Origin of the sequence: Arthrobacter sp. QXT-31 (genome assembly GCF_001969265.1) — a bacterium.
GTDB lineage: Bacteria > Actinomycetota > Actinomycetes > Actinomycetales > Micrococcaceae > Arthrobacter.
The window spans coordinates 2,072,368-2,098,034 of record NZ_CP019304.1 but is presented as its reverse complement, the minus strand read 5'-3'; the positions used below and the strand labels follow the sequence as shown (position 1 = coordinate 2,098,034).

The window sequence follows — 25,667 nt, the reverse complement described above, 5'->3', positions numbered from 1 at the left end:
ACATATGCCCTGGCCCCTCATCCTCTTGACCGGCACGCCGGTTAGCACGGGAGAGGGGCGCCCTCAATGAATGAATGGATCATGATCGGGATCGGCCTGATCCTGACAGTCGGCACCGGATTCTTCGTCGCATCCGAGTTTGCCCTGGTCAATCTTGACCGCAACGACCTGGAAGCGCGCCAGGCCCGGGGTGAGAAACGCCTTGCCCCCACCATCAAAGCCCTGAAAATCACCTCGACGCACCTGTCCGGTGCGCAGCTGGGCATCACCCTCACCACCCTCCTGACGGGCTATACCTTTGAGCCGGCCATCAGCAGGCTGCTGAGCGGACCGCTGGTGGCGGCCGGACTCCCGGAAGGCTTCGTGCCCGGGGTGGGTGCCGTCGTCGCGATTTTCATCGCCACCATCTTCTCGATGGTGATCGGTGAGCTGGTTCCGAAGAACTTCGCGCTCGCGCTGCCGCTGGCTACCGCCAAGGTGGTAGTCCCGTTTCAGACCCTGTTCACCACGGTGTTCAAGCCCATCATCCTCCTGTTCAACAATACGGCGAACGCCATTATCAGGTCCTTCGGCATCGAACCCAAGGAGGAACTCTCGGGCGCCCGCAGCGCCGAGGAACTGAGCTCGCTGGTCCGCCGCTCCGCTGTGGAAGGCGTTCTCGACCTGGACCACGCGGCCCTGCTGCACCGGACGCTGCGCTTCTCCGAGCACAGCGCCGGCGACGTTATGACCCCCCGTGTACGGATGACCGCAGTGAACACGGAGGACACGGCCGAGCAGGTCATCGCACTGGCCAGCGCCACCGGCTACTCGCGGTTTCCGGTCATCGGCCGCGACCGGGACGACGTGCTCGGCGTGCTCCATGTCAAGCAGGCGTTCGCCGTCGCCCTCGAGGAACGCGCCAGGGTCCTGGCTGCCGACCTGATGATCGAACCGCTCATGGTCCCCGAATCCATGGGCGTCGACTCCCTTCTGGTGCTGCTCCGCAAGCAGGGCCTGCAGGTGGCCATCGTCTCCGACGAGCACGGCGGAACGGCCGGCATCGTCACCCTGGAGGACCTGGTGGAGGAGATCGTCGGTGAACTGGAGGACGAGCACGACCGTGCCCGGGTGGGCGTGGTCAGGACCGGACGGTCCGTCACCTTCGACGCTTCGCTGCGCCCGGACGAGCTCCTGGACCGCACCGGCATCGCCGTCCCCGACGGCGAGGACTATGACACCGTGGCCGGTTTCGTCGCTGACCAGCTGGACCGCATGCCGGAACTCGGCGACGAGGTGGCCATCGACGGCGGCACGCTCCGCGTTGAGCGGGTGGCCGGCACCCACGTTGAGCGCCTCAAATTCACACCGGAGGAGACGGCAGAGCCGCCCAAGAGCGCGCATGACCGGATCATCGACAGCCTGACCCAGGAGCTGACCCATGAGTGAGTACCTTCCGGGCATCATCTGGCTTGCCGTCCTGCTGGTGGTCAACGCGTTCTTCGTCGGTGCCGAGTTCGCCGTCATCTCCGCACGGCGGTCCCAGATCGAGCCTAAGGCGGAGGCCGGCAGCAAGGCGGCGAAAACCACCCTGTGGGCCATGGAGCATGCCACGCTCATGCTGGCCACCAGCCAGCTGGGCATCACGGTCTGCTCGCTGGTGATCCTGAACGTTTCCGAGCCGGCCATCCACCACCTGCTGGAAATCCCGCTGGGCCTGACATCCCTGTCGGGGGAGGCGATCGGAGTCATCGCCTTCGTGGCGGCGCTGCTGCTGGTGACCTTCCTGCACGTGGTCCTTGGCGAGATGGTTCCCAAGAACATCTCGTTCTCGGTTCCCACCCGCGCGGCGCTCATCCTTGCGCCGCCGCTGGTGATGGTGGCGCGGGTTTTCAAACCGGTCATCTGGGGCCTGAACGGCATTGCCAACTCAATCCTCCGCCTGTTCCGGGTGGAACCCAAGGACGAGGCGACCAGCGCCTACACCCTGGACGAGGTGGCCACCATCGTGGAACAGTCCACGAGGGAAGGTGTCCTGACGGACAACACAGGTGCCCTCAGCGCCGCCTTCGAGTTCACGGCTAAGACCGTGGCCGATGTTGAGGTTCCGATCGGCCAGATGGTGCTGTTGCCGGCGTCGTCGACGCCGGCGGATATCCAGCGGGCGGTCGCCGAGCACGGCTACTCCCGTTACATTCTGACCGACGACGACGGCGACCCCTCCGGTTATCTTCACCTGAAGGACGTCATGGACCTCACCACGGCGGAGAAGTTCAGCCGGCCGGTGCCCGAGAAGCGCATCCGCCGGCTGGCCTCGACGTTCCGCGGCAGCGAACTGGAGGACGCCCTGGCCACCATGCGCCGGACCGGCGCCCACGTGGCCCGCGTCTTCGATGCGCGAGGGAACACCACCGGCGTGCTGTTCCTCGAGGACATCATCGAGGAACTGGTGGGCGAGGTGCAGGACGCCACCAGCAGTTCATAAGGATCCCAAGCACACCGAAGTCCGGTGGCTGACGGCTGATGCCGCCGGCCACCGGACTTCTGTGGTTAAGGCTGGGTCTTTACTTGTTGGTTACCGTCAGCGGGCCGGCCATGCCGCCTACCGTCGACTCAACCCAGACGCTGCCCGGGTTGCTGGTGCCGGCAGCTCCGTTGCGGAGCCGCATGCTCCAAACGCCGCCGGTGGCCGGTGCCGCAGCGGCGGTAACGGCCGCCGTTCCCAGAATCCTGCCGGTCGCGTTGTTCTGGCGGATGGTGATGGTGCCGCCAACCACAGAGCTGGTGCCGCTGACCCGGAAGTCGCCGCTCTTCCACGTGGCGCTGCTGATGGTCACGCGGTCCGGAACAGGAACCACCTTGACGTCGTCCGTCCGGGTCTGGCCGCCAGCGGTCACCGTCAGCCGGAAGGTGAGCGGGTTGTTGGTCATCGGCGTCCGGAAGACCGGAAGGCTGAACGTGGGCTTGAGGGTGCTGCTTCCGCTCAGCGTGACCTTGTCAGGATCGGTCGGGCTGGTCAGGACCTGTGCCCACTGGTAGGTTGCGCCTGCCGTGGTGGAACCGGCGCCGTCCAGGGTGACCGTGGTGGCGGTGGTGCGGCGGACAACGTTCTGGTCCGGTCCGGCCAGGGCGACGAGGGCGCCCTGGACAGTGACGGCCTGGGTCATTTCCGAAACGGGACCCATGCCGTTGGTGTTGGAAGCGCGCACGGTGAACTGGTATTCGGTATCGCCGTTGAGTCCGCCGTAGACCAGTGTGGTGACGTCACCGGTCGTCGTCTTGGGTTCACCGAAAGCAACTCCTCCGGTGTAGGCCTGGATCGTGTAGCCGGTGATGGTGAGTCCCGTTGCCCCCGGGTCGGGTGCGTTCCAGGACAGGGTGGCCGTGCCTTGGCCCACCACGGGTGCGGTGGTGAAGGTCGGGGCAGCCGGTACCGGATCATTCGTCACGGTGAAGACCCGCTCGGTGACGGCGGAGACGTTGCCCGATGGGTCGAATGCCACGAACTTCAGGGTGGTCGTGGCAGCGACGTCCATCGGGCCCTCGTAGTGGAGTGCGGAGTCTGAAAGCACGCCGCCCGAGATCACCGGTTCGGAACCGTCAATGGTGTAGTAGATGTCGCTGCCCGTCTCGCTGGCGGTCAGGGTGACGGTCTGCGCCACAGCGGAAGTGCCGCCGTCCGGGGACGCCGACACAGTCGGTGCCTCGGTATCCGTGACCGGGATCGCATGGGCGGCCGGGAAGGTCTCACCGACGCTGCTGACGCCCACGACGTAGACGTCGTATTCCTCATCGGCGGAAAGCCCCGTGATGGTTGTGCCGGTGGCCCCGGCGCCGGAGATGCGCTTGCCGATTTCCACCCGCTCGTTGCCGGTCACGGTCTTGCCCACGGCCACGGCGCGGTAGCCGGTGATGGCGGGAGTGCCGGGGATGGCCTCGGCCGATTTCCAGTTCAGCTTAATGCCGTCGGCGGTGTTGGCAGCGGTGATGCCGGACGGCGCCGGAGGGCCAGACTGCAGCGGGCCGTTCGGGCAGCCGCCCATGCCCGGACCGCCGGGTTCCCCGTATTCGGAGATCGTCAGGCCCTGGCGGTTGTCGTCTGCGTCCGCGACTTCCCAGGCCATGGAGCGGGCGCCGGCGGCGTTGGCGGCCAGCTCAGCCGCTGCCGTCTCGTCGAAAACGTAGGTGGCGGTGAAGGTGGTTCCTTCGATGGTCATGCCGGATGAGTAGCCGCCCTTGTCGGACGCCACCACGGGGCCGGGCAGTGCGCGGACGTCGCGCCGGCCAATGCTGGTGTCATTCAGCGCAGGCTCGATGATGCGCTGTTCCATCTGGGCCTGATTGACGCCGTTGCCGACATAACCCTTGACAGTTACGGTATTGCCGTTGCGGGTGGAGGATCCTGTCACGTAGGTGTCCTGCACCTTGGTTTCGCCGGCGGACGTACCGCCGAACTTTATGGAGACGACGTCTCCGGGGAGGATGTCCGGGGTGACATTCAGGCCGGTTCCGGCTCCCCAGCAGACGCCGCCGGGGTGGTTGATTTCGAAGGCGACGTCGCCGGCTGCGACTTCAGACTGGGCGGATCCTACGACCTTTCCACCCCGGGAAACCTCCACGGTTGCAGTCTCACCGATGCGGTCCTGGTAACCCTCGATGGTGATGAAGTCGCGGTCGGGGAAGACCACGATGTTGTCCGGGAAAGTAGGGACAGCCGCGCTCGCGGCCGGAATGGCGAACATGGAGGTTGAGCAAATGACGGCAGAGGCCGTGGCAAAGACGGCGGCCCTCCGTGTGGCGGGAAGACAAGAAGTGTGCGCTCCCGGCTCGTTCCGAGCTGATTTCATGATGACCTCATCGATCCGAGGTGCGCGACCTTCACGCACAACCACAGGATTGATAGGTGCCCTTGGAGAAATGTTGCACGCTTCAGGCCGGATAAGTGGCCGGTCAGCGCCTATGGGAACACCTTTTGGTCCCCCTACCTGGAGGGCCCCTGAGGGGATAGCCGACGGTTTGCGCACGTCAGTGCCCGTGCGGCCATCAGCGGGAGGTGCGCCCCCTTACGGCAGCACGAACCCCCACGCACCCCCAGCCCGGGGGGATCGGAATTCCGGTTTTCCCCAAGGCCACGGCCCGGAAACCGGGCCGTGGCAGGTTTATGCGGCGGGACCGGTCTCCCTTAGCCCTGACGCGCCTTCTTTGCTGCCTTCCTGGCAGCCTCTTCCTTGACCCGCTGGGCCTCGGCGCGGACGGCGGCGTGCGTGGCCCGCTCGGCAACCAGCCATGCAGGGGGAGCCTGCAGCAGCGCGGTGATTTCCGCCGTCGTAAGTGCCTCTTCTACGCCGCCGCGGGCGAGTCCGCTGATGGAGATGTTGAGTTTCTGGGCGACCACCGGACGGGGGTGCGGGCCGTTGCGGCGCAGTTCGGCCAGCCACTCCGGCGGGTTGGACTGCAGCTCGGCGAACTCCGCGCGGGTGATGGTTGAATCCTGGAACTCCTGGGGTGTCGCAGGCAGGTAGATGCCAAGCTTCTTGGCAGCGGTGGCCGGCTTCATGGACTGGGAGTTAGCAGAGGTCATGCGTTAAGGGTATCCGGCTGCACCGCGTCCCCTGACCAGGATGCCTGGCAGTAGTGTGAAGGTGTGCCCGCTGAAGACGAACCCACCCTGGACCCGGCCGCCCCGGACTCCCCGCCGCGCGAGCTCCGCTTCGCCTACGTTGCCGGCGTAACGCCGGGCAAGTGGGTCCGGCGCTGGCAGGAGCGGATGCCGCACGTTCCCGTGCGCTCGTTCATGTCCGACGGCGGCAGCCAGCTTTCCGTCCTGCGTGACGGTTCGGCGGACCTCAGCTTTGTCCGACTCCCGGTGGAGCGCGAAGGCCTCAACGTCATCCCGCTGTATGAGGAACAGCCCGTGGTTGTGGCGCCCAAGGGACATGAAATCAGCGTGTTCGAGGACGTGGCGCTGGAGGACCTTGCCGAGGAAACGTTCCTCGACGCTGATGAACTGGGCGGGGCGGAAATCGCCCTGCAGGTGGTGGCGTCCGGCGCGGGCCTGTTGATACTTCCGATGTCCGTAGCGCGGCATTTCAACGTCAAAGACACCGTGGCCCGCCGCCTCACGGGGGCGCCGGGGACACAGATCGCACTCGCCTGGCCCAGCGACGCCACGGACGACGTGATCGAAGAGTTCATCGGCATTGTCCGCGGCCGCACGGCGCAGAGCTCGCGGCAGCCCTCCGCCCGGCAGGAGAAACCCAAGAAGGCGCCTAAGCCGGACCGCCGCGACGCCGGGACCGGCGGGCAGAAACCCAAAGTCGCCCAGCGCTACGCCCCCAATCCGGACAAGGGGCGGGGCCGCGGCTCGCGGAAGAAGGGCAGGCGGTAACTGCGCTGGCCGGTGTTGCCAAAGCGGGTTGGCGGGGTCACAGTGAAGTGAGTTACGCCCGAGGCCGGAAGTCCGGCCGCGCCCCAGGTACGGCACCGCTGTGGAGGTCAACATGAGCAAGACGTCCGATGAAGTGTACGACGCAACCCCGGAAGGCGACGCGCCCGAGCTCAAGCGGGTCCTCGGACCAAAGCTCCTGCTCCTCTTCATCGTTGGCGACATCCTCGGTGCGGGCGTGTACGCAGTCACCGGGACCATGGCCGGCACGGTGGGAGGCATCGTATGGCTCCCTTTCCTGCTGGCCTTCGTCGTGGCGACGCTGACCGCATTTTCCTACCTTGAGCTGGTAACGCAATACCCGCAGGCAGCCGGCGCCGCGCTCTACACCCACAAGGCGTTCGGTATCCACTTCGTCACCTTCCTGGTGGCGTTCGCCGTTGTCTGCTCCGGCATCACCAGCGCGTCGACGTCGGCGAACGTGCTCGCCCAGAACTTCTTCGGCGGCCTCGAGATCAACGGTTGGATCGACGCCCCCGGGCAGGGGGCCGTCACCGCGGTTGCGCTCGGCTTCATGCTCCTGCTGGCAGTGATCAACCTGCGCGGCGTAGGCGAGAGCGTGAAATTCAACGTGGTGCTCACCCTGGTGGAGATGACCGCACTGTGCATCGTGATCGGGGTGGGCTTCTACGCGATGGCGCAGGGCGGAGGAAACCTCGAAGAGATCACTGTCTTCACAGACGGACAGGACAAGGGCCTGTTCCTTGCTGTCACCGCGGCCACGTCCATCGCCTTCTTCGCCATGGTGGGCTTCGAGGACTCGGTGAACATGGTCGAGGAAACCCACCATCCCGAGCGGATCTTTCCGCGGACCATGCTCACCGGCCTGGGTATCGCGGTGATCCTCTACATGCTGGTGGCCATCTCCGTGGTCACCGTGCTCACACCCACCGAACTCGCGGGAATCAGGGAAGCCGAGGGCGCTGCACTCCTCGAGGTGGTGCACAAGGGCTCGCCGGACTTCCCGATCGACAGGATCTTCCCGTTCCTGGCGGTGTTCGCCGTGGCCAACACCGCTCTCATCAACATGCTCATGGCCAGCCGGCTGATCTACGGCATGGCCCGCCAGGACGTCCTGCCGCGGCCGCTGGGCAAGGTGCTGCCCGGCCGGCGGACTCCGTGGGCCGGCATCGCGTTCTCCACGGTCCTCGCGCTGGGGCTGATCTGGTACGTCACCAGCGATCCCGAGAGCAACATCGTGGCGAACCTTTCCGGCACCACCGCTTTCCTGCTGCTGTGCGTGTTCACCGTGGTGAACGTGGCGTGTCTTGTTCTTCGCCGGAGGAGGGACCCCAATAGGGAGGTGTTCTTCACCTCGCCGGGGCAGCTGCCGCTCGTCGCTGCGCTTCTTTGTGCCTTCCTCGCCGGTCCGTGGGTCGGCCGGAGCGCCATCCAGTACCAGATCGCCGGTGGACTGATGGCAATTGGCGTCCTTTTGTGGCTGGTCACATGGCTGGTCAACAGGAGGACCAACCGCGCGGCGGGCTCGGGAGCGAACGAGACCGCATGATGTCAGGCGGAACCAGCCCGGGATGATCCGCGGCCGCTGCCAGGACCAGAACCAGGCCGCCGGAAATCGCGGAGATGGGCCAGCAGCGCCTGCTCAGGGCGTCCGGGGTTTTCGCCGAGATGCCGCAACAGCGCCATCCGAACCTCCGAGTCGGTGGCCTCGTCATTGAGGACATGGGTGATCACACCCATGATCTGGTGCCGAAGGCCTTCCTCCTGCATGCGACCACGCTCCTTTGCTCCCGGGGGCAGTCTGCCGCCGGTCCGTTATGAATAACCCGGAGCCAGCCGGAGCTGCGGCACGTGCGGCGGCCAACCTGGGGGGTCCCACCCCTGCCGGTGCCTGGCGCAGCTGCGGCATCCCACCAATTCGGGTGGGACAGGCCCCTGAGGACGCTGCTTTCCAAGGTTTTCTGAAGTCACTCGGCGCACCATGAACAAAGCGGGGAAGGTACCGGGACGCACCACTTCCACAACCGGAAACTGTGGAGAATCGATAGGAGAAACAGTGAGGAGCATGTCCAGCCCCACCATCCGGGACGTTGCGCAACGGGCCGGGGTCTCACTGACTACGGTGTCCTACGTGCTGTCCGGCAGGAGCGGAGGCACCACCCGGATCAGTGCGTCCACGCAGGAACGGGTCATGGCCGCCGTCGACGACCTCGGCTACGTGCCCAACCAGGCGGCGCGGGGAATGCGCCGCGGCAGGACGGACGTGGTGGCCATCGCCATTGAGGACCTTGAATGGCCGGCCGACCGGGCACTGGCCATGGCCGCTGCCGCGATACTTCCCCGGCACGGCTACCAGCCGGTCATCCTGCTTGGCCGGTCGTGGCGGCAGTTCATGCTGGCCGGCGGCGCCGACGGCGTCATCGTGGGCGTCCTGCCCTCCAGCGAGGAAGAGGACCGTGCCATCGCCGAACTGGCCAGGCGCGGCATCGCGCAGGTGGTTATCTCCGAATCGGTGCACGCCGAACAGGCCGTCGCGCTGCTCATGGACCGGATGGCGGCAGCCGCGTAACAATCATCCCTGCCCGGCGCGCGCCACCTGCAGGTACAGGGCGCGGGGCAGGGTGGTGCCGGCCTGTCATTGTCCGTAGCCGGCCGCAACATCGGCGCCCTTCGCGGTGCGCGTCTGTCGCCATGCGTCACCCGGTGTCGCCGGAAGACGCCCGCCATTACGCCCTGTTTACTTTGAAGTCTCTGCGCGTCCCGGCGTTGCCGGCCGCGGCCCCGACCGGCAGGTTACGCCCCGTTTCCCCTCGTGACCGCCCCCTTCAGGCGGTGGTTTAACTCTGCTCTCATGGTGGACACCAAACGCCTTGAACGACCTGCTGAAGGGAAGCACACCATGACCTCCGGAACCGGGCCGATACCGAAAATCAGCCTTCAAAACATCACCAAGAAGTTCACGGTGCGGCCCAGCAAGGACAACCCGGAAGGGTCGGTGCTGACCGCACTGGACGGCATCTCCCTCGATGTCTCCGCCGGTGAGTTCATCACCCTGGTGGGCCCCAGCGGATCCGGGAAGACCACCCTCCTGGACCTCCTGGCAGGACTGACCAAACCGGATACCGGCCAGGTGCTGGTGGACGGACGGGCAGTCGCCGGCCCGGGCAGGGACCGCGCCGTCGTCTTCCAGCAGTATGCGCTGTTCCCGTGGCGCACGGCGGCGGCCAACGTATCCTTCGGCCTGGAAGGCGTGGGCAGCGACGGGAAGCGCTACACCCGAAAGGAGCGGGCCGGGAAGGCGCGCGAATACCTGGAGCTTGTGGGCCTCGGCGGATTTGAGGACAGGTACCCCCATGAGCTGTCCGGCGGCATGAAGCAGCGCGTGGCCATTGCCCGCAGCCTGGCCTATGAGCCGGACATCCTGCTGATGGATGAGCCGTTTGCCGCGCTGGATGCCCAGACCCGCGAGCAGCTCCAGACCGAGCTGCTGCGCATTTGGGCCACCACGGGCAAGACCATCATCTTCATTACCCATGGCATCGACGAGGCCGTGTACCTCGGCCAGCGCGTCGCGGTGCTCAGCTCCCGGCCCGGGCGGCTGAAGGAAATCGTGGACATCGACCTCGGGGACCGCTCCGGTGACGAGGACGTCCGCTCCAACCCGGCCTTCGTGGAACACCGGCACGAGGTCTGGTCGCTGCTGCATGACGAGGTACGCCGGGCCCAGGAGGCCGGGCACGCAAAGATCCAGCCCGATGGAACGGCGCCGGACGAAACCAGGACCATCACCACCGGAAAGGCAGCCTGATGAGCACGCCAACACTGACGAAGGAAACGGAAGTCCGCACCGGTCCCGAGCAGGCCGCCGGGAAGGAAACGGCGCCGGCCCCGCCGGCGTTGCGTCCGGGACCCGCCCGGACTCCGGCGGCCAGGCTGCGCCTGTACGCCGTGCAGGGCGGCAAAGCCGTGTGGGGTGCCGGGGCGATCATCCTGTTTCTGCTGCTGTGGGAACTGGGGCCCACCTACCTCGCGCCGGCATCGACGAGGGTGTTCCTTCCGCCCCTGCACGAGGTGCTTGAGGCGCTGGGCGCCCTTATTGCAAACGGGCAGCTGCAAAACCACCTCGCGGCCAGCCTGAGCCGCTCTGCGAGCGGCTTCGGCATCGCCGTGGTGTCCGCCGTCGCACTTGGACTGCTCGTGGCCTGGTACGGGGCCCTTGACCGCTTCCTCAACCCGCTGCTGGAGGTTTTCCGGAACACAGCGGCGCTGGCACTGCTCCCGGTGTTCACGCTGCTGCTGGGCATCGGGGAGACGTCCAAAATCAGCATCGTTGCCTACGCCGCGTTCTTCCCGGTGCTGCTGAACACCATCGCGGGCGTCCGCACCGTGGACCCGCTGCTCATCCGGGCGGCCCGCTCACTGGGGCTGTCCAACTTCCAGCTGTTCCAGAAGGTCATCCTTCCCTCGGCCGTACCCACCATTTTCACGGGCATCCGGATGGCCGGCACCTCCTCCATCCTCGTCCTGATCGCTGCCGAGATGGTCGGTGCCAAGGCCGGCCTGGGCTACCTGATCGTGAATTCCCAGATGAGCTTCCTCATCCCGGACATGTATGCGGGCATCCTGACCGTGTCCCTGCTCGGCCTGCTGGTCAACTACCTGCTCGTCGCCGTCGAACGCCATTTCTCCCGCTGGCGGACCGCCGTCGGCTCCCGGACCGCCTGACCGCCCTCCAAACCCAAGGAACCTGACCATGCCTGAACGCCAACTCCACCTGAACGCCTTCCTGATGAGCACCGGACACCATGAGGCGTCCTGGCGGCTGCCCGGGAACGACAGCTTCGCCGGTACCAAGGTGGCCCACTTTCAGCAGCTCGCGCGCACCGCCGAACGCGGCACGTTCGACTCGATCTTCTTCGCCGACTCTCCCGTACTGCACGGCGACGTGCGCCAGCGCCCTTACGGCACGCTGGAGCCGACAGTCCTGCTCAGCGCCATCGCCGCCGTGACCAGGCGCATCGGGCTCATCGGCACCGCCTCCACCACCTACAACGACCCCTACAACCTGGCCCGCAGGTTCGCCTCCCTGGACCACATCAGCGGCGGCCGGGCCGGCTGGAACGTGGTGACCACGGCCGGCGAGGCCGCCGCGCGGAACTTCTCGCTGGAGGACCAGCCCGCCCACTGGCGCCGCTATGAGCGCGCCGCCGAGTTCCTCGATGCAGCCCGGAAGCTCTGGGACAGCTGGGAAGACGACGCCGCGGTGGGGGACAAGGCCGCCGGAGTCTGGGCGGACAGCTCCCGCGTCCACACCGTCGGCCACACCGGCCGGTACTTCCGGATCCAGGGCCCGCTGGATGTACCGCGTTCGCCGCAGGGGCATCCCGTCATCGTGCAGGCCGGCTCCTCCGAGGACGGCAAGGACTTCGCCGCCCGCTACGCCGAGGCTGTCTTTACGGCGCAGCAGACGCTGGCCGAGGCCCAGCGCTTCTACGCCGACCTCAAGCGGAAGACAGCGGCAGCGGGGCGGAACCCGGAGCACATCAAGATCCTTCCCGGCATTGTCCCGGTCATCGGCTCCACCGAGCGCGAAGCACGGCAGCTGGAAAAGCAGCTTGATGAGCTCATTCACCCCGAACACGCGCGCAAGCAGCTGGCCGGCGTCCTTCGGGTCGCGCCGGAATCCCTCCCGCTGGATGCACAGCTGCCCGAGGACCTCCCCTCGGAGGACGCGATCGAAGGCGCCAAGAGCCGGTACACGCTCATCGTCGAACTCGCCCGGCGGGAACGGCTCACGGTCCGGCAGCTCATCGGCCGGCTGGGCGGGGGCCGCGGGCACCGCACCTTCTCGGGAACGCCCGAGCAGGTGGCGGACGCCATCCAGGAGTGGTTTGAAAAGGGGGCGGCCGACGGCTTCAACATCATGCCGCCGGTGCTGCCTTCGGGCCTGGACGCCTTCGTGGACCACGTCATTCCGATCCTGCGGTCGCGCGGGCTGTTCCGGCAGCAGTACACGGGGCACACGCTGCGCGAGCACTACGGACTGCCACGTCCCGTGAACGGGTTTGCGCAGGCGGTGCCCGCCGGAGTCTAGGCCTCCTGCTGGTCCGGAGGGGCTTCCGGGCCAGCAGGCCGCCACGATGGCTCCGGGGTGCCATACTGGTGTGCATTGGATCGGGATTCTAGGGGGCCGGAATGATCCTGGACACGGCGACACTTCGGATCGCCTTTGCCGCGATGGCCCTGATTCTGGCCCTGCTCTTCTACTTTTCAACCTACCGCAGCACGCGCTCGCCCTACAGCGCCTGGTGGTGCGCCGCCCTGCTCCTGTTCCTCCTCGGCGCGACGTTCTTCCTCATGAACGGAACGCCGCAGCAGGTCTGGGCCAACCCCGTGGGCAACGTCATGCTGGTTTCCGGTGCGGCGTGCGTTTGGGCAGGTGCGCGCTCCCTCCGGAACCTCAAACCCAGCCCGTGGCTGTCCGCGGCCCTGCCGCTCCTCGCCGGGGTGGCTGCCGCCGTCGACAACCCCGGCTCCAACGTCTGGGCTGGGGGAGCGGTGTTCCTGGGGTCCATGGCGGCGCTCATCGGCCTGGCTTCGCATGAACTGTGGCGGCTGGAACCGGGCTATTCCCGGGTCAGGATCCCCATGGCCATCGCGGCGGGCGGTGTGGCGGTCTTCTACTTCTGCCGGCTGCTTGCTTTCCTGATCAACGGGCAGGACGGCGCCGTCTTCGTCACGTTCTTCGGGTCCGCGGTGACCACCATGGTGACTATGGTGCTGTTGGTGGTGGTTTCGTTCAGCATGGCGGGGCTCAGCACCGAGCAGCAGACGCGGGCGCTGCGGACCGTTGCCACGCAGGACGGCCTGACAGGCCTCCTTAACCGCGGCGCCTTCCTGGAGGCGGCGGCCGAGGAGCTGGCGCGAAGCAAAGCGGCTAATGGCGGGGGCTCGCTGATCCTGGCGGACCTTGACCATTTCAAGGCGGTGAACGACACCTTCGGCCATGCGGCGGGTGACCTCGCGCTGCAGGCCTTTGCCGAGGCCTGCAGTGCAGCGGTCCGGTCCACGGACCTTGCCGGGCGCTACGGCGGTGAGGAGTTCATCCTCCTGCTTCCCGGTGCCGGACCCAAGAGTGCTGAGATCATTGCGGGGGAAATCAGCAGGAGGCTGGCAGGCCAGCACATCCCGGAACTGATGCGGATGCCGACCGTCAGCTACGGTATCTCCACCTACAACGCGAAAACCGCGGACCTCGACGAAGTCATCGCGGCCGCGGATGTTGCCCTGTACGAAGCCAAGTCCCAGGGGCGGAACCGTACTGTCCGGGGGTGAACCGGAACCGCTGAGGCTGAGGCTGAGGTGCAGCACGCTGCGGCTGGCAGGCACCGGATCCGGAATGCATGGGGGGACAATCCGGACCCGGCGGCCCTGACTCGCAGCCGGAGACTGCGGTCTTTCATCAGGCATAGCCAGTGTGTCCCGCGATCCTTATAGAAAGGTGGGAGCACCTTGGGGGGACAGCTGTATTCCGCCGCCCCCAAGGCAGCGGAACACAGCGGTCTTGCCTCTGCTAGGCCGCGCGCACGAACGTGACGGGACCTGTGGCCGTGAGCCAGGACAGCGGGTGCTCCATGGTGGCGTTGATGCCGTTCATGCCGCCGCTGATGACCTTGCCGGCGCCGGCGTAGATGGCCACGTGGCCGGACTGGACCACCATGTCGCCGGGCTGAGGAGTGGAAACGACCCTGCCGTGATTCAGGAACTGCATCGGTGCGAGGTCACCCACGCGGATGCCGGCGGCGCCGAGGGCCTTCTCAACCATGGCGGTGCAGTCCTGCGTGATGCCGATCTGGGACCGGGCCGAGGCCAGCATCGCGGCGTTGACGCCTGCGGCCGCCGTAACAGGGGCCTTGGCAGGCGCCTTCGGAGCCGGAGCGGCGGCCTTGACGGTGATCTTCGGTGCGGCAGCTGCCGGTGCCGGCGCAGCCTTGGGGGCCGCGGCAACGGCAGGTGCTGCAACCTTCTTCACCGCGGGCTTCACGACGACGGGTGCCGCCGCGGGAGCCGGGGCCGAGGTGACCGCGGGGCGCTCGAAGTCAATCTTGACGCTGGAGGCAGCGGTCAGCGGAACCTGGATCTGGTTGGCGGCCGCGGGGGCGGCAGCGGGAGCCTGTGCCTGCTGTGCCGGAACGTTCGCGGCGTTGGCTGCGACGGTGCCGGTGAAGGCGAGTCCGGATGCGGCAAGGATGACCGCAGCACGGCGGCCAGAATTAAAGCGGAACGACATGAAGAAGCCTCTCCCGATGCCTGCGAGGTGAGCTGTCGGATTCGGATGGGAGGCACCCGGCCGCGGCCCTGAGCATGGCCAGGACTGCGCGGCTTCACCCCAAGGCCAGCTTCAAGCGGGCCGAAAAGTGGTTTCCCCGTCTCTGCCTGACATGGGTGTTCGATTGGTTCCTCGGGCTGCGGCAGAGTTAGGCAATCAGCGCGGGAGTGCCTCATCGGTGAAGAAGGCACGTTTTCCACCGTACGGGAGGCTTCCCCGCAATGTCACATTAAGGTAACGGCACCGTGTCGTTCATCCGCGGATGATCCGCGTCAGATAAGGGATTTCGGGGCGCGTAACGTGATTAACCTCACGCTCCTGCGTTGAGTTTTCCGGCGAGTCGTTCCCGCATTTGGATGCTGGCCGAGTTAAGGCCGATCAGTTCCACCTCGCGCCCGTGCCGGCGGTATTTCTCCGTGACCGCATCCAGGACGGCGATGGTGGAGGCATCCCACAGATGCGAGGCGTGCAGGTCGATCACCACGCCGTCGATGTCCGGCTCGGCGTCGCGGGCGTAGTCGAACTGCGTGTAGAGGTCGTTGGAGGAGGCGAAGAAGAGTTCGCCGTCCACTGTGTAGGTGGCCACGGTGCGGCCGTTGAGCTCCATTTCCGTCCGCTCCACAGTGGCAAAGTGGGCCACCCGGCGGGCGAACATCGCCATCGCCGCCAGCACGCCGACGCCGACGCCGATTGCCAGGTTGTGCGTGACCACCACCGTGCCCACGGTGATGAGCATGACGGCGGTCTCCGACTTGGGCATGCGTTTGAGCGTCGCCGGTGCCACCGAATGCCAGTCAAAGGTGATGGCCGAAACGAAGATCATCACCGCCACCAGCGCCGCCATCGGGATGAGCCCCACGATGTCGCCGAGGGCGACCACCAGCACCAGCAGGAAGACGCCGGCGAGGAACGTGGACACCCGGCTGCGGGCTCCGGAACCCTTGACGTTGATCATCGTCTGCCCGATCACGGCGCAGCCGCCCATGCCGCCCAGGAATCCGGTGACGATGTTGGCCACGCCCTGGCCCCAGGATTCGCGGGTCTTGTTGGAGCGGGTGTCGGTGATGTCGTCCACGAGCTTGGCTGTCATCAGCGATTCCAGCAGTCCCACGAGTGCCATGGACAGCGCGTAGGGGGCGATGGTCTGGAAGGTTTCCCATGTGAGCGGCACGTTCGGGATGAACAGCGTGGGCAGGCTTTCCGGCAGCTGGCCCTTGTCCTGGACGGCGGGGACATCGATCCCGGCCGCCACGGCGAGGGCCGTCAGGAGGACGATGGCCACCAAAGGTGACGGCACCGCCGTCGTAATCCTGCGGAAGCCGACGACGATCAGCAGGCCCGCGGCCACCAGCGGATACACCGGCCAGGGAACCCCGATCAGTTCCGGCAGCTGGGCCATGAAAACGAGGATGGCCAGCGCGTTCACGAAGCCCACCATCACCGAACGCGGAATGAAACGCATGAGCCGGGTGACGCCCAGGACGGCCAGCAGGATCTGGAACACCCCGGCCAGGATCACCGCGGCGATCAGGTGGTCCAGCCCGTGGCTGCGCATCAGCGGTGCGATCACCAGGGCGACGGCGCCGGTTGCGGCCGAGATCATGGCGGGCCGGCCGCCGACGAACGAGATGGTGACCGCCATGGTGAAGGACGCGAACAGTCCGATCCGGGGGTCCACCCCGGCGATCACGGAGAACGCGATGGCTTCCGGAATGAGGGCAAGGGCCACCACCAGTCCGGCGAGGGCCTCGGTCTTGAGGCGCCGCGGGGAACGGAGCGTGGCCCGGACGGACTGGAGCTGTTCGGGCTTCATGAAACTCTATTTCTTGGTCTGGCGGTAGCGCTCGATCTGCTTCAGCCGCCGCAGGAGGCTGTCGCGCCGCGGGTGGGGGACGGCGTCGGGCGCCTCAGCGGTGAGGTCGATGTGTTTGGTGCCGTACTGCCACAGCAGGAGGTCATCCAGCAAGCGGTCCGGGCCGGGGGAGTAGCGGTGATCCAGGGCCCTGCGGACCTCGGTGATCCGGTTGGCGCTGAGCAGGCCGGCAAGCTGCACGGTCTGCTTGAGTCCGTGGGCCGCCAGGAGTTCGGCCGCCCATCCCCAGTCATCGTCTACTTTACGGTCTACGTGCGGGAGCAGGGTGCGCCACACGTCCCGGATACGGTTGGGGGTGAGCTGGGCCGCGCCCTCTCCGTCCAGGTCCCAGTAGCTGCGGACCTCCTCGTAGCGTTCGTGCAGGTCAGCGAAGGCGCTCTCCACCGTTTCCAGCATCGCGGCGGTGGCCGTGAACTGGCGGTCGAAGTGCGGTGTCCAGGCCCGCGGGTCCTCGGCCTTGAAGCGGATATCGTGCTCGATCTCACTCCAGGCGTGCGCGAAGACGGTGCGGATCTGGCATTCAAAGAAGTAGCTGCCGTTGGGCGGGAGGTCGGGGTTGAAGACCTGCTGGTAGTTCTTGACCACATCGTTCTGGAGGGTGCGCAGGATCAGGTGCCGGCTGGAGTAGCCGTACGTTCCGGACTCGATGGAGCCGATGTCCTTTTCGCGGTCCCCGCGGCAGTCGAAGAGGTGCCGCTGGCGTTTGATCAGGTTGGCCACCAAGGCGTTCTCCGCCGGCAGCTTGGTGATGACCCGCACGCCCACCATGTCATTGAGCGTCCGGAACGGGTCCGGGAACTTCAGCAGCCGCGGGCCGCCGGCTTCCAGCGGTTCCTCGGTGCGGGAAATCTTCTCCCGGAAGGAATCGACCGTCTTGGTCCGGCCGGTGACGAACAGCGGGGTGACCTCGGTGTCCTTGAGCATGGTCCGCAGTATCTGCAGGACTTCCCGGGTGACAAGCTTCAGGGCAGGCCGGACACGCTCATACAGTTCCACGTTTTCCTGCACGGAGTCGCGCTGCGTGACGTCCAGGCGATCCCAGTTGCTTGCCATGGTTCCAAACTATCAAGGCCGTGCGACAGCAGCTCCGGTGACACCCCTGCCTCGGCAGCCCCTTCTGCCCCACGGAAGCGGCATCCATGTAGGCTCGGCACATGGCTGTTGTGTGCAGTCGTGAGCTGCAATCCGGATCCCGGGTGCGCTGGCGGCGGCAAGGAGGGGCCGGCGCCCCGTTCGAAGGATCCTAGGAGGATGCAGTGAAGCGGCAGAAGTACCACTACGGTGACCACCCCAGCCAGTGGGGCGAGCTCTTCCTGCCGGAAACACCTGCCGCACGCAACGGCAGGATGCCTGCCCCGCGCGGCATTGTTGTGGTGATCCACGGTGGCTACTGGCGCTCGCAGTACGGCGCCGAGCTGGGCGAGCCGCTGGCGAAGGACCTCGCGGCGCACGGCATCGTGGCCTGGAACCTGGAGTACCGGCGCGCCGGCAACGGTGGCGGCTGGCCGCGGACGTTCGAGGATGTCCTCGCCGGGATCGACAAGCTCCGTGAAGTGGCCGGCGAACATGACCTCGACCTGAACCGTGTGGTGGCGCTGGGGCACTCGGCCGGCGGCCACCTGGCCGTCTGGGCGGCCGGGCGGGACCGGCTTGCAGGACTCGGCGCGGCCGACGCCGACCGGCAGGTCGCCAGGAACCTCAACGGCGAGGCCGTTCACCTGACGGGCGTGGTCAGCCAGTCGGGGCTGCTCAACCTCGCGCAGGCGGAGTGGCTGGACCTCAGCAACGGCGCGGTCAGCAACTTCCTGGGCGGCTCCGCCGAGAGGTACCCCAAGCGCCACAAATACGCCGACCCGATGAGCGCCGTGCCGCTCACCATCCCGGTCTACGCGGTCCACGGCCTCGACGACGACACCGTGCCGGTGAGCCAGTCCGAGGCCTACGCCACCGCCGCCCGGGCGGCCGGCGCCCCGGTGCAGGTGGTCAAGGTCCCCGGCGACCACTTCGCGCTGATTGACCCGAAGGCGCCGTCGTACCGGAAGTGCCGCGAGCTGGTCCAGGAGCTGCTCCTGCTGTAGGCGGGGACCAGGCAGGGAACTTTCGGAGCGTCCGTTCGTTGTAGCTACGGGCTTAGCGGTATATATGCACTCCGGCGGTAAGTATGCTTATCATCAACCGCACATGCCGCAGACGCCACAACGGAGGAACCCCGCCTTGCCTGATCGCACGCCAAAGTGGACTCCGGTTGCCCCCGGCGCCGGCATAGAGGACGCTTGTACGTGGGGGCTGCGGTACTTTTGCTTGTTACGATCCCGGGTTTCACTAGGAGATACACGTGGGTGAACCCATAATGCGGTGGACAGCTTGATCCGGCTTCGAAAGCTGGCGCGCGCCGCGTCCGTCCTGACCACTCCCCTCGCGCCGGAGGATATCCTCGCGCTCTTTGACCCCGTGTTCTCTGCCCGGCAGCTGCGCGGCGTGGTCACCAAGGTTGTCCCCCAAACAGCTGATTCGGCCACCATCCATTTCCGGCCCGGCCGCGGCTGGAAGGCCCACAAAGCCGGCCAGTGGGCGCGGATCGGCGTGGAGCTCGACGGCGTCCGGCACTGGCGCTCCTACTCGCTCAGCGCCCCGGCGGGCGAGGACCCGGCCATCACCGTGAGCGACATGGGTGCCGTGTCCGGCGCCCTGGTCCGCAACACACGGCCCGGCGACGTCCTGTTCCTTGCCCCGCCGCAGGGAGATTTTGTCCTCCCCGAACATCCGCGGCCGCTCCTGATGCTCACCGCCGGCAGCGGCATCTCCCCCGTGATGTCCATGGTCCGCACGCTCGTGCCGCACCGGCCCGACGCCGACGTGGTGCTGATCCATTCGGCCCGGACCCCGGAGGACAGCATCTTCCGCGAGGAACTCTCCGAGCTCGCTGACCAGTTTCCCAACTTCCGCGTCACGCACTGGTACACGGGCGAACGCGGCCGGATGGACTTCGGCCGGGCCGCCGGACTCGACGCCCTGTGCCCCGACTGGCGCCGCCGGGCCGCCTACGCCTGCGGTCCGGAAGGTTTCCTCGACGACGCCGAAGCGCTGTGGGCAGCGGAGGCGGCCGCCCACCCCGGGACCGCCGGGTCCTCCGGCAAAGAGGCGGCCACAGGGCCCTTCGCCGCGGACCCCGTCAACCTCATCATCGAACGCTTCAACACCAGCCTGCTCGGGGGCGAGGGGCACGACGGCGGCCTGGTCACCTTTGAGGCCTCCGACCGTGAGGTGGAGGCCGACGGCGACACGCCCCTTCTCGACGTCGGCGAGGATGCCGGCGTCCTCATGCCCAGCGGCTGCCGCATGGGCATCTGCCACAGCTGCCTGCTGCCCCTGCGTGCAGGGCAGGTCCGGGACCTGCGCACCGGTGAAGTTCACGGTGAACCGGGCCAACTGATCCAGACGTGTGTTTCGGCAGCCGCCGGGCCCGTTAACCTCGACATCTGAGGAGCAACACCAGCATGACAGCTATATCCGATCGCACAGCCGCGAGCACCACGTCCGCCGAGAAGCCGGCGGCCAAACCGCGGCCGGGGGCGCTGGCCGCCTCCGGCCGGCCGGCCGTGCGCCCGCCTGCCGCGGCGCACCTTTCCGACGAGCAGGTGGCAGAGCTCGGCCGCGAACTGGACGCCATCAGGGATGACATCCTCGCCAAGCGCGGCTCCTCCGACGCCGCGTATATCCGCCGGATGATCAAGATCCAGCGCGGCCTGGAGATCGGCGGCCGGGCAGCGCTGCTGGCCAGCAAGGACAAAAAGGCCTGGGTCCTTGGCACCAGCCTGCTCAGCCTCGCCAAGATCCTGGAAAACATGGAGATCGGCCACAACATCCTCCACGGCCAGTGGGACTGGATGCGGGATCCGGACATCCACTCCACCACGTGGGAGTGGGATTTCGTGACCCCGGCACGCTCCTGGCAGCACACCCACAACGACCTCCACCACCGCTGGACCAACGTGGTGGGCAAGGACAACGACGTCGGATACAACCTGCTGCGCATGGACGAGGACCAGCCGTGGACGCCGCGGGCGCTGGGGAACCCCCTCTACAACGCCATCCTGGCCCCGATCTTCGAATGGGGCATCGCCGTCTACGACCTCGAGCTCGTCGAATACAAGGAGGGCAAGAAGAGCAAGGAGGCCATGGCCCGGGACCTCAAGGCGCTCGGCGTCAAAGCCCTCAAGCAGTTCACCAAGGACTACGCCGCCACGCCGGCCGTGGCCATGCTGACCGGCTCCGGCAAACAGGCCCTGCTCGGAACGCTCGCGGCCAACGCCGTGCGCAATGTCTGGGCCCACGCGGTCATCTTCTGCGGCCACTTCCCCGAAGGGACGGACACCTTCACGGAGGAAATGGTCGAGGGCGAGACCCGCGGCGACTGGTACGTCCGGCAGATGATCGGCTCGGCCAACATCTCCGGATCCAAGTTCATGCACATCATGACCGGTAACCTGTCCCACCAGATCGAGCACCACCTGTTCCCGGACCTGCCCTCCAACCGGTACGGGGAAGTGGCGCCGAAGGTGCAGGAAATCTGCCGCCGCTACGGCCTGCCGTACACCACCGGGCCACTGCTGAAGCAGGTTGGATCCTCCTGGGGAAAGGTCTTCAAGCTCGCGCTGCCGGGAAAGAAGGCATAGCGGCGTCCGGCAACTTCGTTGCCGCCCACCCGAGCGCCGGGCGGCGTTCTCTGGCAGAGTATGACCATGCTCACTGTTATCGGCGAGGGCCTCGTTGACGTGGTCCAGCGCAGCTCCGGAATCGAAGCCCATGTGGGCGGCAGCCCGCTCAACGTCGCGGTCGGGCTTGCCCGCCTGGGGCATCCGGTGCAGTTCATCGGGCGCTACGGCCGAGACGCCTACGGGGACGCGGTTGCCGCCCACCTGAGGTCCAGTTCGGTCATGCTGCCGCTGGCTCCGGATGGGCTCCCCACCAGTGTTGCCACCGCCCTGGTGGACGACGACGGCGCCGCCACCTACACGTTCGACCTCGCCTGGGAGCTTCCCGGCCTGGGCGAACGGCTGCCGTTCATGCTGCAGGGAAGCAGGCTGCTGCACACCGGCTCCATAGCCACCATGCTGGCGCCGGGTGCCACGGAGGTGCTGGCCGCCGTCGAACACGCCCACCCGGCGTCGACCATCAGTTTTGACCCCAACTGCCGTCCCAGCATCATCACGGATGTGGATTACGCCCGCCGGCAGGCGGAAAAGTTCGTGACCCTCTCGGACATCGTCAAGGCGTCCGACGAGGACCTCGCCTGGCTCTACCCCGGGGTGGACCCGCTGGAGTCCGCACGCCGCTGGCTGGCGCTGGGCGGCACGGAGGGGCCGGCCATGGTGGTGGTGACGCGCGGCGCGGCCGGGCCGTGGGGGATTACCGCCGCAGGAGAGGCCGAGTTTGCGGCGCCCCGCGTGGAAGTGGCGGACACCGTGGGCGCCGGCGATTCCTTTATGGCCGCACTGCTTTCAGGCGTGGTGGACCGCGGCCTGGATGGGGCCCAGAACCGCGCGGACCTGCGGGAGCTGCCGGCCGAGGGGCTCGCCGCCCTGTTGGCCCACGCTTCCCGCGCCGCAGCCGTGACGGTGTCCCGTCCCGGCGCCAACCCGCCCACCCGGGCGGAGCTCAACCACATCGAAGCAGCAGCAGAGGAAGCCGAAGTTCCCACCACCTGAAGTTCCCGCCACCTGAGGAGCAGCCATGACATCGCCGCGCCCGTTTTCCAACCTGCCGGACGTCCCCGCGTTCGGGCTCACCAGCCGGTCCTTCCAGGACGGCGAGACCCTGCCGCCGCCGCAGCGGAGCGGCAGGATGCACGCGGGCGGCGCCGACGAGTCACCGCAGCTGAGCTGGAGCGGGGCACCGGACGGCACGAGGAGCTACGCCGTCACGGTGTTTGATCCCGACGCTCCCGGCGCCGGCGGGTTCTGGCACTGGGCCGTCCTCAACATCCCCTCCGACGTCACCTCGCTTGCGGAAGGTGCCGGAGCCGAGGGCGGCCCGCAGCTCCCGGCCGGGGCTGTGCAGCTGAAGAACGACGGCGACTTCCGCGGCTATCTGGGGGCGGCCCCGCCGCCCGGGCACGGACGGCACCGCTACATCTTCACCGTCTACGCGCTGGACGTCGAGGAGCTGCCGGGCGGGGCAGGCGCCAAGCCTGCAGCCCTGGGTTCCGAACTTGCCCGGCACCTGCTGGGTACGGCCACACTGACCGGCGTTTACCAGCGCTAGCGGCGCCCACCGCCGGAATAGCACTATTGACAGGACAAAGTCCTGCTCTTATTGTCACTTTATGGAGCGCTCCAAGTGCGCTCGCTCACACCTGAATGGGATCGAAGGAGATCACCAGTGAAGAAGTTTTTTTGGCGCCGCGCTGCGGTCGCCGCAGTTGCGGTCCCGATGCTGGCCCTGACGGCATGCTCCAGCCAGGGTGGAAGGACACCGGAAGCCAACAACGGAGGCGGCGGCCAGGCGGCATCAACGCCGCGCATGAAGATCGCCCTGATCACGCATGCTCCGGCGGGTGACACCTTCTGGGACACGGTCCGGAAGGGCGCCGAGGAGGCCGCCGCCAAGGACAACGTGGAGCTGCTCTACACGAACGATCCCGAGGCCGGCCGGCAGGCGCAGCTGATCCAGCAGGCGGTGGACCAAAAAGTCGACGGGATCGCAGTCACCCTGGCCACGCCCGGTGCGTTGAAGGATTCCCTCAAGAAGGCCTCTGACGCCGGAATCCCCATCGTGAGCCTGAACGCGGGCGAGTCCGTCTCCAAGGAACTCGGGGCCTTCACGCACTTCGGCTCCAACGAGGAGCTCGCAGGCCAGGCGGTGGGTGAAAAGCTGGCTGCAGAAAACTTCAGGCACCCCGTCTGCGTGATCCAGGCCCAGGGACACGTGGGGCTGGAAGCGCGCTGCGCGGGAGTGAAGTCCAAGGTTCCGGGAACGGAGATCCTGTACGTGAACGGCGCCGACATGACCTCCGTTGAGTCCACGGCCACGGCCAAGCTGCAGGCAGCCAAGGACGCTGACGTCATCATCGGGCTGGGGGCACCCATCACCCTGACCCTGCTGAAGTCCGTGGCCACCGCGGGCAGTTCGGCGAAGGTGGCCTCCTTTGACCTGAACAAGGACCTGGCCCAGAAGATCGCCGACGGCACCGTGCTGTTCACGGTGGACCAGCAGCCCTGGCTTCAGGGCTACGGTTCCGTCGATGCCCTGTGGCAGGTCAAGCGGGGTGGCTTCAAGCTTGGCGGCGGGCAGCCCGTGCTGACCGGCCCCACCATCGTTGACAAGTCCAATGCAGCCGACGTCGTGAAGTTCTCCGACCAGGGCATCCGGTAGGCCGGGCCGCCAAAATTCAGTCGCTCGCGACCAGGTGCCATGGGGAAGCGGCGAGGTCTGCCACCGGCACGGTTACGGAGCCAGGGCCTCCGGGCGCACCCTCGAAGCGGGTCCCGGGGGCAAACCGCGCACTGTTGGAGGCGACGATCTTGCCGGTTTCCGTGACCAGCGCGACGTGTTCCTCGCGCCGCCCAAGGTTGAGCAGGAAGGTGCGCTCGATGGACTCCATCGAGAGGTCTGCGCCCGCCACCGCCACGGTCCGCTGCTCATACAGCACGGGCCGTGACGCGGTGACGATCTTCATGTCAGCGCCGCCGAAGTCGATGTACGGGCCGATGAGTTCGGGCCGGCCGGACGTAATCGGCCGCTCGTACCACGTCATTTCCGTGTAGTCGTAGTAGTTGATGGAGGCCGGGTTGAGATTGTGGGGGATAAACACCAGCTTTCCCCCAACGAGGCTCCACCACTGGTGCCAGGCGTCGGCGTCGCTGAACAGGCCCCGGGCAACGGAGACGCCGGCGCTGTCCACCAGGCCGCCGTGCTGGAGGACGATGTCCTCAACGACGGGCCTCAGAGCTTCGAGTTTGCTTTTCGAGGTGCCCGGCTCACCCAGGATTTTCGTGGTGGCTTCGGCCAGCCGGTCAAGGTCGGCGAAAACACGCTCGAGGCTCTGCCCGAGGGCACGGGCCGTTGACTGCAGGACCTCCCCGACGGCCGTCACCGCTGGTCCGCCAGGTCCGAGGTGAGGATGGCCAGGCGCTGGTTGATGATGAGGGCACCTTCCCGTTCGAAGTGGGCGATGGCGGTGTTCTCCGCCGCCGCGGGGTCTCCCTGCTCGATGGCTTCGAGGAGTGCCTCGTGCTCCGCTACGGCTGTCGACTGCGCGTCAAGCCACGCCTGCCCCCAGGTCAGCGGGGACAGCTCGGCGTGGATCTGGATCAGAAGGGCGGTAAGGCGGCGGGACTGCGCTGCCACGCCCAGCCCAATGTGCAGGCGGGCATCCGCCTGCCGGAGCATGTGCGGCTCCGAGCTCGAGGCGAAGCGCTGGGCGAGTTTCCGCAGGCGCCGCACGTCCTGCTCATCGGAGCGCCTGGATGCGAGCCGCGCCGCCGAGCCCGCAGTCGCCGCGGCGAGGTCGATGAGGTCGCGCAGGTCATCGCTCTTGTGCCGGCGCAGTTGCTGGGCGATCTCCGCTTCCCGCACCGGGAGCACTCCAGCGACGTAGCTTCCGCCGCCGCGGCCCCGGCGGGTGCCAAGGAGGCCTTTGCTTCGCAGCACGGCAAGGGACTGCCGCAGCGTGAGGGGTGAGACGCCCATGTGCTCGGCCATGACTGATTCCGGGGGAAGCCGCTCGCCGGGGTTGAGCAGTCCCATGCCGATGGCGCTTTCGAGCTGCAGGGTCACCTGTTCGGCGCGGCCGGAGATGTCCTGGTTCTGGGTCCGGACCTGGGCCGCCATTTCCAGGGCGCGGAGGGACACGGATCCGCCATCATCCCTCACTTCTTTCGCCATGGGGCCGGGCCGCTCCTCGTCGCGCGATCTCAACAGATAACAATAAGTTTTAGACTATCGACTTCTGCCGGTCCCCTCGACCGTCCTGCCCGAAAGCGGCAGCAGGCGTGCCGCCCGGGCGGGAACTCACGGATGAGAAGACAAAGCAGGAAGCCTGCCAGCTCGCGGCTGGCAGGCTTCCTGCTTCGGTGTCT

23 protein-coding genes and 1 riboswitch are annotated in these 25,667 nt (G+C 67.1%); of the genes, 15 read left to right on the top strand and 8 right to left on the bottom strand.

The features are described 5' to 3' along the window. Nucleotides 1-66 precede the first annotated feature (66 nt). Entirely contained in the window at nt 67-1,428 is a 1,362-nt protein-coding gene (locus tag BWQ92_RS09510) for a hemolysin family protein (protein WP_076799299.1), read from the top strand. Beyond that, nucleotides 1,421-2,464 carry a hemolysin family protein gene (locus BWQ92_RS09505; protein WP_076799298.1) on the top strand — a complete coding sequence of 348 codons (1,044 nt, stop codon included), beginning with the start codon at nt 1,421-1,423 and terminating at the stop codon, nt 2,462-2,464. Before BWQ92_RS09510 ends, BWQ92_RS09505 begins: the two co-directional genes overlap by 8 nt. Nucleotides 2,465-2,543: 79 nt before the next feature. Here BWQ92_RS09505 and BWQ92_RS09500 read toward each other — a convergent pair whose 3' ends face one another. Both BWQ92_RS09500 and BWQ92_RS09495 read right to left on the bottom strand, forming a co-directional pair. After that, on the bottom strand, nt 2,544-4,721 hold the full coding sequence (locus tag BWQ92_RS09500) for a chitobiase/beta-hexosaminidase C-terminal domain-containing protein (RefSeq protein WP_236783158.1): 2,178 nt from the start codon (nt 4,719-4,721) through the stop codon (nt 2,544-2,546). 440 nt (nt 4,722-5,161) lie between these two features. Continuing rightward, nucleotides 5,162-5,560, bottom strand: a complete 399-nt coding sequence (locus BWQ92_RS09495) for a DUF5997 family protein (protein WP_076799296.1) — start codon at nt 5,558-5,560, stop codon at nt 5,162-5,164. Nucleotides 5,561-5,623: 63 nt separating this feature from the next. Between BWQ92_RS09495 and BWQ92_RS09490 the strand changes: the two genes are divergently transcribed. Both BWQ92_RS09490 and BWQ92_RS09485 read left to right on the top strand, forming a co-directional pair. Continuing rightward, entirely contained in the window at nt 5,624-6,367 is a 744-nt protein-coding gene (locus tag BWQ92_RS09490; RefSeq protein WP_172804270.1) for a LysR family transcriptional regulator substrate-binding protein, read from the top strand. Nucleotides 6,368-6,479: 112 nt separating this feature from the next. Beyond that, on the top strand, nt 6,480-7,934 hold the full coding sequence (locus BWQ92_RS09485; RefSeq protein ID WP_076803628.1) for an APC family permease: 1,455 nt from the start codon (nt 6,480-6,482) through the stop codon (nt 7,932-7,934). A 2-nt stretch (nt 7,935-7,936) separates the two neighbouring features. On the opposite strand, the gene BWQ92_RS09480 is transcribed toward BWQ92_RS09485, so the two are convergent. Next, entirely contained in the window at nt 7,937-8,155 is a 219-nt protein-coding gene (locus BWQ92_RS09480; protein WP_076799295.1) for a hypothetical protein, read from the bottom strand. Between the two features lie 295 nt (nt 8,156-8,450). Between BWQ92_RS09480 and BWQ92_RS09475 the strand changes: the two genes are divergently transcribed. From BWQ92_RS09475 to BWQ92_RS09455, 5 genes are all read left to right on the top strand, one after another. Continuing rightward, nucleotides 8,451-8,954, top strand: a complete 504-nt coding sequence (locus BWQ92_RS09475) for a LacI family DNA-binding transcriptional regulator (RefSeq protein ID WP_076799294.1) — start codon at nt 8,451-8,453, stop codon at nt 8,952-8,954. A gap of 330 nt (nt 8,955-9,284) precedes the next feature. Next, a complete protein-coding gene (locus BWQ92_RS09470; RefSeq protein ID WP_076803627.1) occupies nt 9,285-10,193 on the top strand; it encodes an ABC transporter ATP-binding protein in 909 nt (302 codons plus the stop codon). After that, nucleotides 10,193-11,110, top strand: coding sequence for an ABC transporter permease (locus tag BWQ92_RS09465; RefSeq protein WP_076799293.1), 918 nt, complete (start codon nt 10,193-10,195; stop codon nt 11,108-11,110). Before BWQ92_RS09470 ends, BWQ92_RS09465 begins: the two co-directional genes overlap by 1 nt. A 28-nt stretch (nt 11,111-11,138) precedes the next feature. Beyond that, nucleotides 11,139-12,479, top strand: coding sequence for an LLM class flavin-dependent oxidoreductase (locus BWQ92_RS09460; RefSeq protein ID WP_377957999.1), 1,341 nt, complete (start codon nt 11,139-11,141; stop codon nt 12,477-12,479). A 101-nt stretch (nt 12,480-12,580) separates the two neighbouring features. Next, nucleotides 12,581-13,720 (top strand): GGDEF domain-containing protein, encoded by a 1,140-nt coding sequence (locus BWQ92_RS09455; RefSeq protein WP_076799291.1) that lies wholly within the window; start codon nt 12,581-12,583, stop codon nt 13,718-13,720. 238 nt (nt 13,721-13,958) lie between these two features. Here BWQ92_RS09455 and BWQ92_RS09450 read toward each other — a convergent pair whose 3' ends face one another. The 3 genes from BWQ92_RS09450 to BWQ92_RS09440 form a co-directional block, all read right to left on the bottom strand. Beyond that, the gene (locus BWQ92_RS09450) at nt 13,959-14,675 is read right to left on the bottom strand and encodes an NlpC/P60 family protein (RefSeq protein ID WP_157365127.1); all 717 of its coding nucleotides are present in this window, start codon (nt 14,673-14,675) and stop codon (nt 13,959-13,961) included. A 3-nt stretch (nt 14,676-14,678) separates the two neighbouring features. Beyond that, nucleotides 14,679-14,843: riboswitch (cyclic di-AMP (ydaO/yuaA leader) on the bottom strand. Nucleotides 14,844-15,024: 181 nt separating this feature from the next. Then, a complete protein-coding gene (locus BWQ92_RS09445) occupies nt 15,025-16,527 on the bottom strand; it encodes a SulP family inorganic anion transporter (protein WP_076799289.1) in 1,503 nt (500 codons plus the stop codon). A 6-nt stretch (nt 16,528-16,533) separates the two neighbouring features. Continuing rightward, nucleotides 16,534-17,640, bottom strand: coding sequence for a GTP pyrophosphokinase (locus BWQ92_RS09440; protein ID WP_076799288.1), 1,107 nt, complete (start codon nt 17,638-17,640; stop codon nt 16,534-16,536). Between the two features lie 203 nt (nt 17,641-17,843). Here BWQ92_RS09440 and BWQ92_RS09435 point away from each other — a divergent pair, with 203 nt between their 5' ends. From BWQ92_RS09435 to BWQ92_RS09410, 6 genes are all read left to right on the top strand, one after another. Further along, a complete protein-coding gene (locus tag BWQ92_RS09435) occupies nt 17,844-18,665 on the top strand; it encodes an alpha/beta hydrolase (RefSeq protein ID WP_076799287.1) in 822 nt (273 codons plus the stop codon). A 286-nt stretch (nt 18,666-18,951) separates the two neighbouring features. Further along, entirely contained in the window at nt 18,952-20,070 is a 1,119-nt protein-coding gene (locus BWQ92_RS09430) for a ferredoxin reductase (protein ID WP_076803626.1), read from the top strand. Nucleotides 20,071-20,084: 14 nt separating this feature from the next. Next, entirely contained in the window at nt 20,085-21,263 is a 1,179-nt protein-coding gene (locus BWQ92_RS09425; protein WP_076799286.1) for a fatty acid desaturase family protein, read from the top strand. Between the two features lie 66 nt (nt 21,264-21,329). Continuing rightward, entirely contained in the window at nt 21,330-22,295 is a 966-nt protein-coding gene (locus BWQ92_RS09420) for a carbohydrate kinase family protein (RefSeq protein WP_076803625.1), read from the top strand. Nucleotides 22,296-22,320: 25 nt separating this feature from the next. Next, the gene (locus tag BWQ92_RS09415) at nt 22,321-22,851 is read left to right on the top strand and encodes a YbhB/YbcL family Raf kinase inhibitor-like protein (RefSeq protein ID WP_076799285.1); all 531 of its coding nucleotides are present in this window, start codon (nt 22,321-22,323) and stop codon (nt 22,849-22,851) included. 117 nt (nt 22,852-22,968) lie between these two features. Next, nucleotides 22,969-23,961, top strand: coding sequence for a substrate-binding domain-containing protein (locus tag BWQ92_RS09410; protein WP_076799284.1), 993 nt, complete (start codon nt 22,969-22,971; stop codon nt 23,959-23,961). Between the two features lie 16 nt (nt 23,962-23,977). Here the strand turns inward: BWQ92_RS09410 and BWQ92_RS09405 are convergent, their stop codons facing one another. Next, nucleotides 23,978-24,682: a cache domain-containing protein gene (locus tag BWQ92_RS09405; protein WP_076799283.1), complete on the bottom strand. Its 705-nt coding sequence runs from the start codon at nt 24,680-24,682 to the stop codon at nt 23,978-23,980. Then, entirely contained in the window at nt 24,679-25,473 is a 795-nt protein-coding gene (locus BWQ92_RS09400) for a FadR/GntR family transcriptional regulator (RefSeq protein ID WP_076799282.1), read from the bottom strand. The genes BWQ92_RS09405 and BWQ92_RS09400 overlap by 4 nt, the downstream gene beginning before the upstream one ends. Nucleotides 25,474-25,667 lie beyond the last annotated feature (194 nt).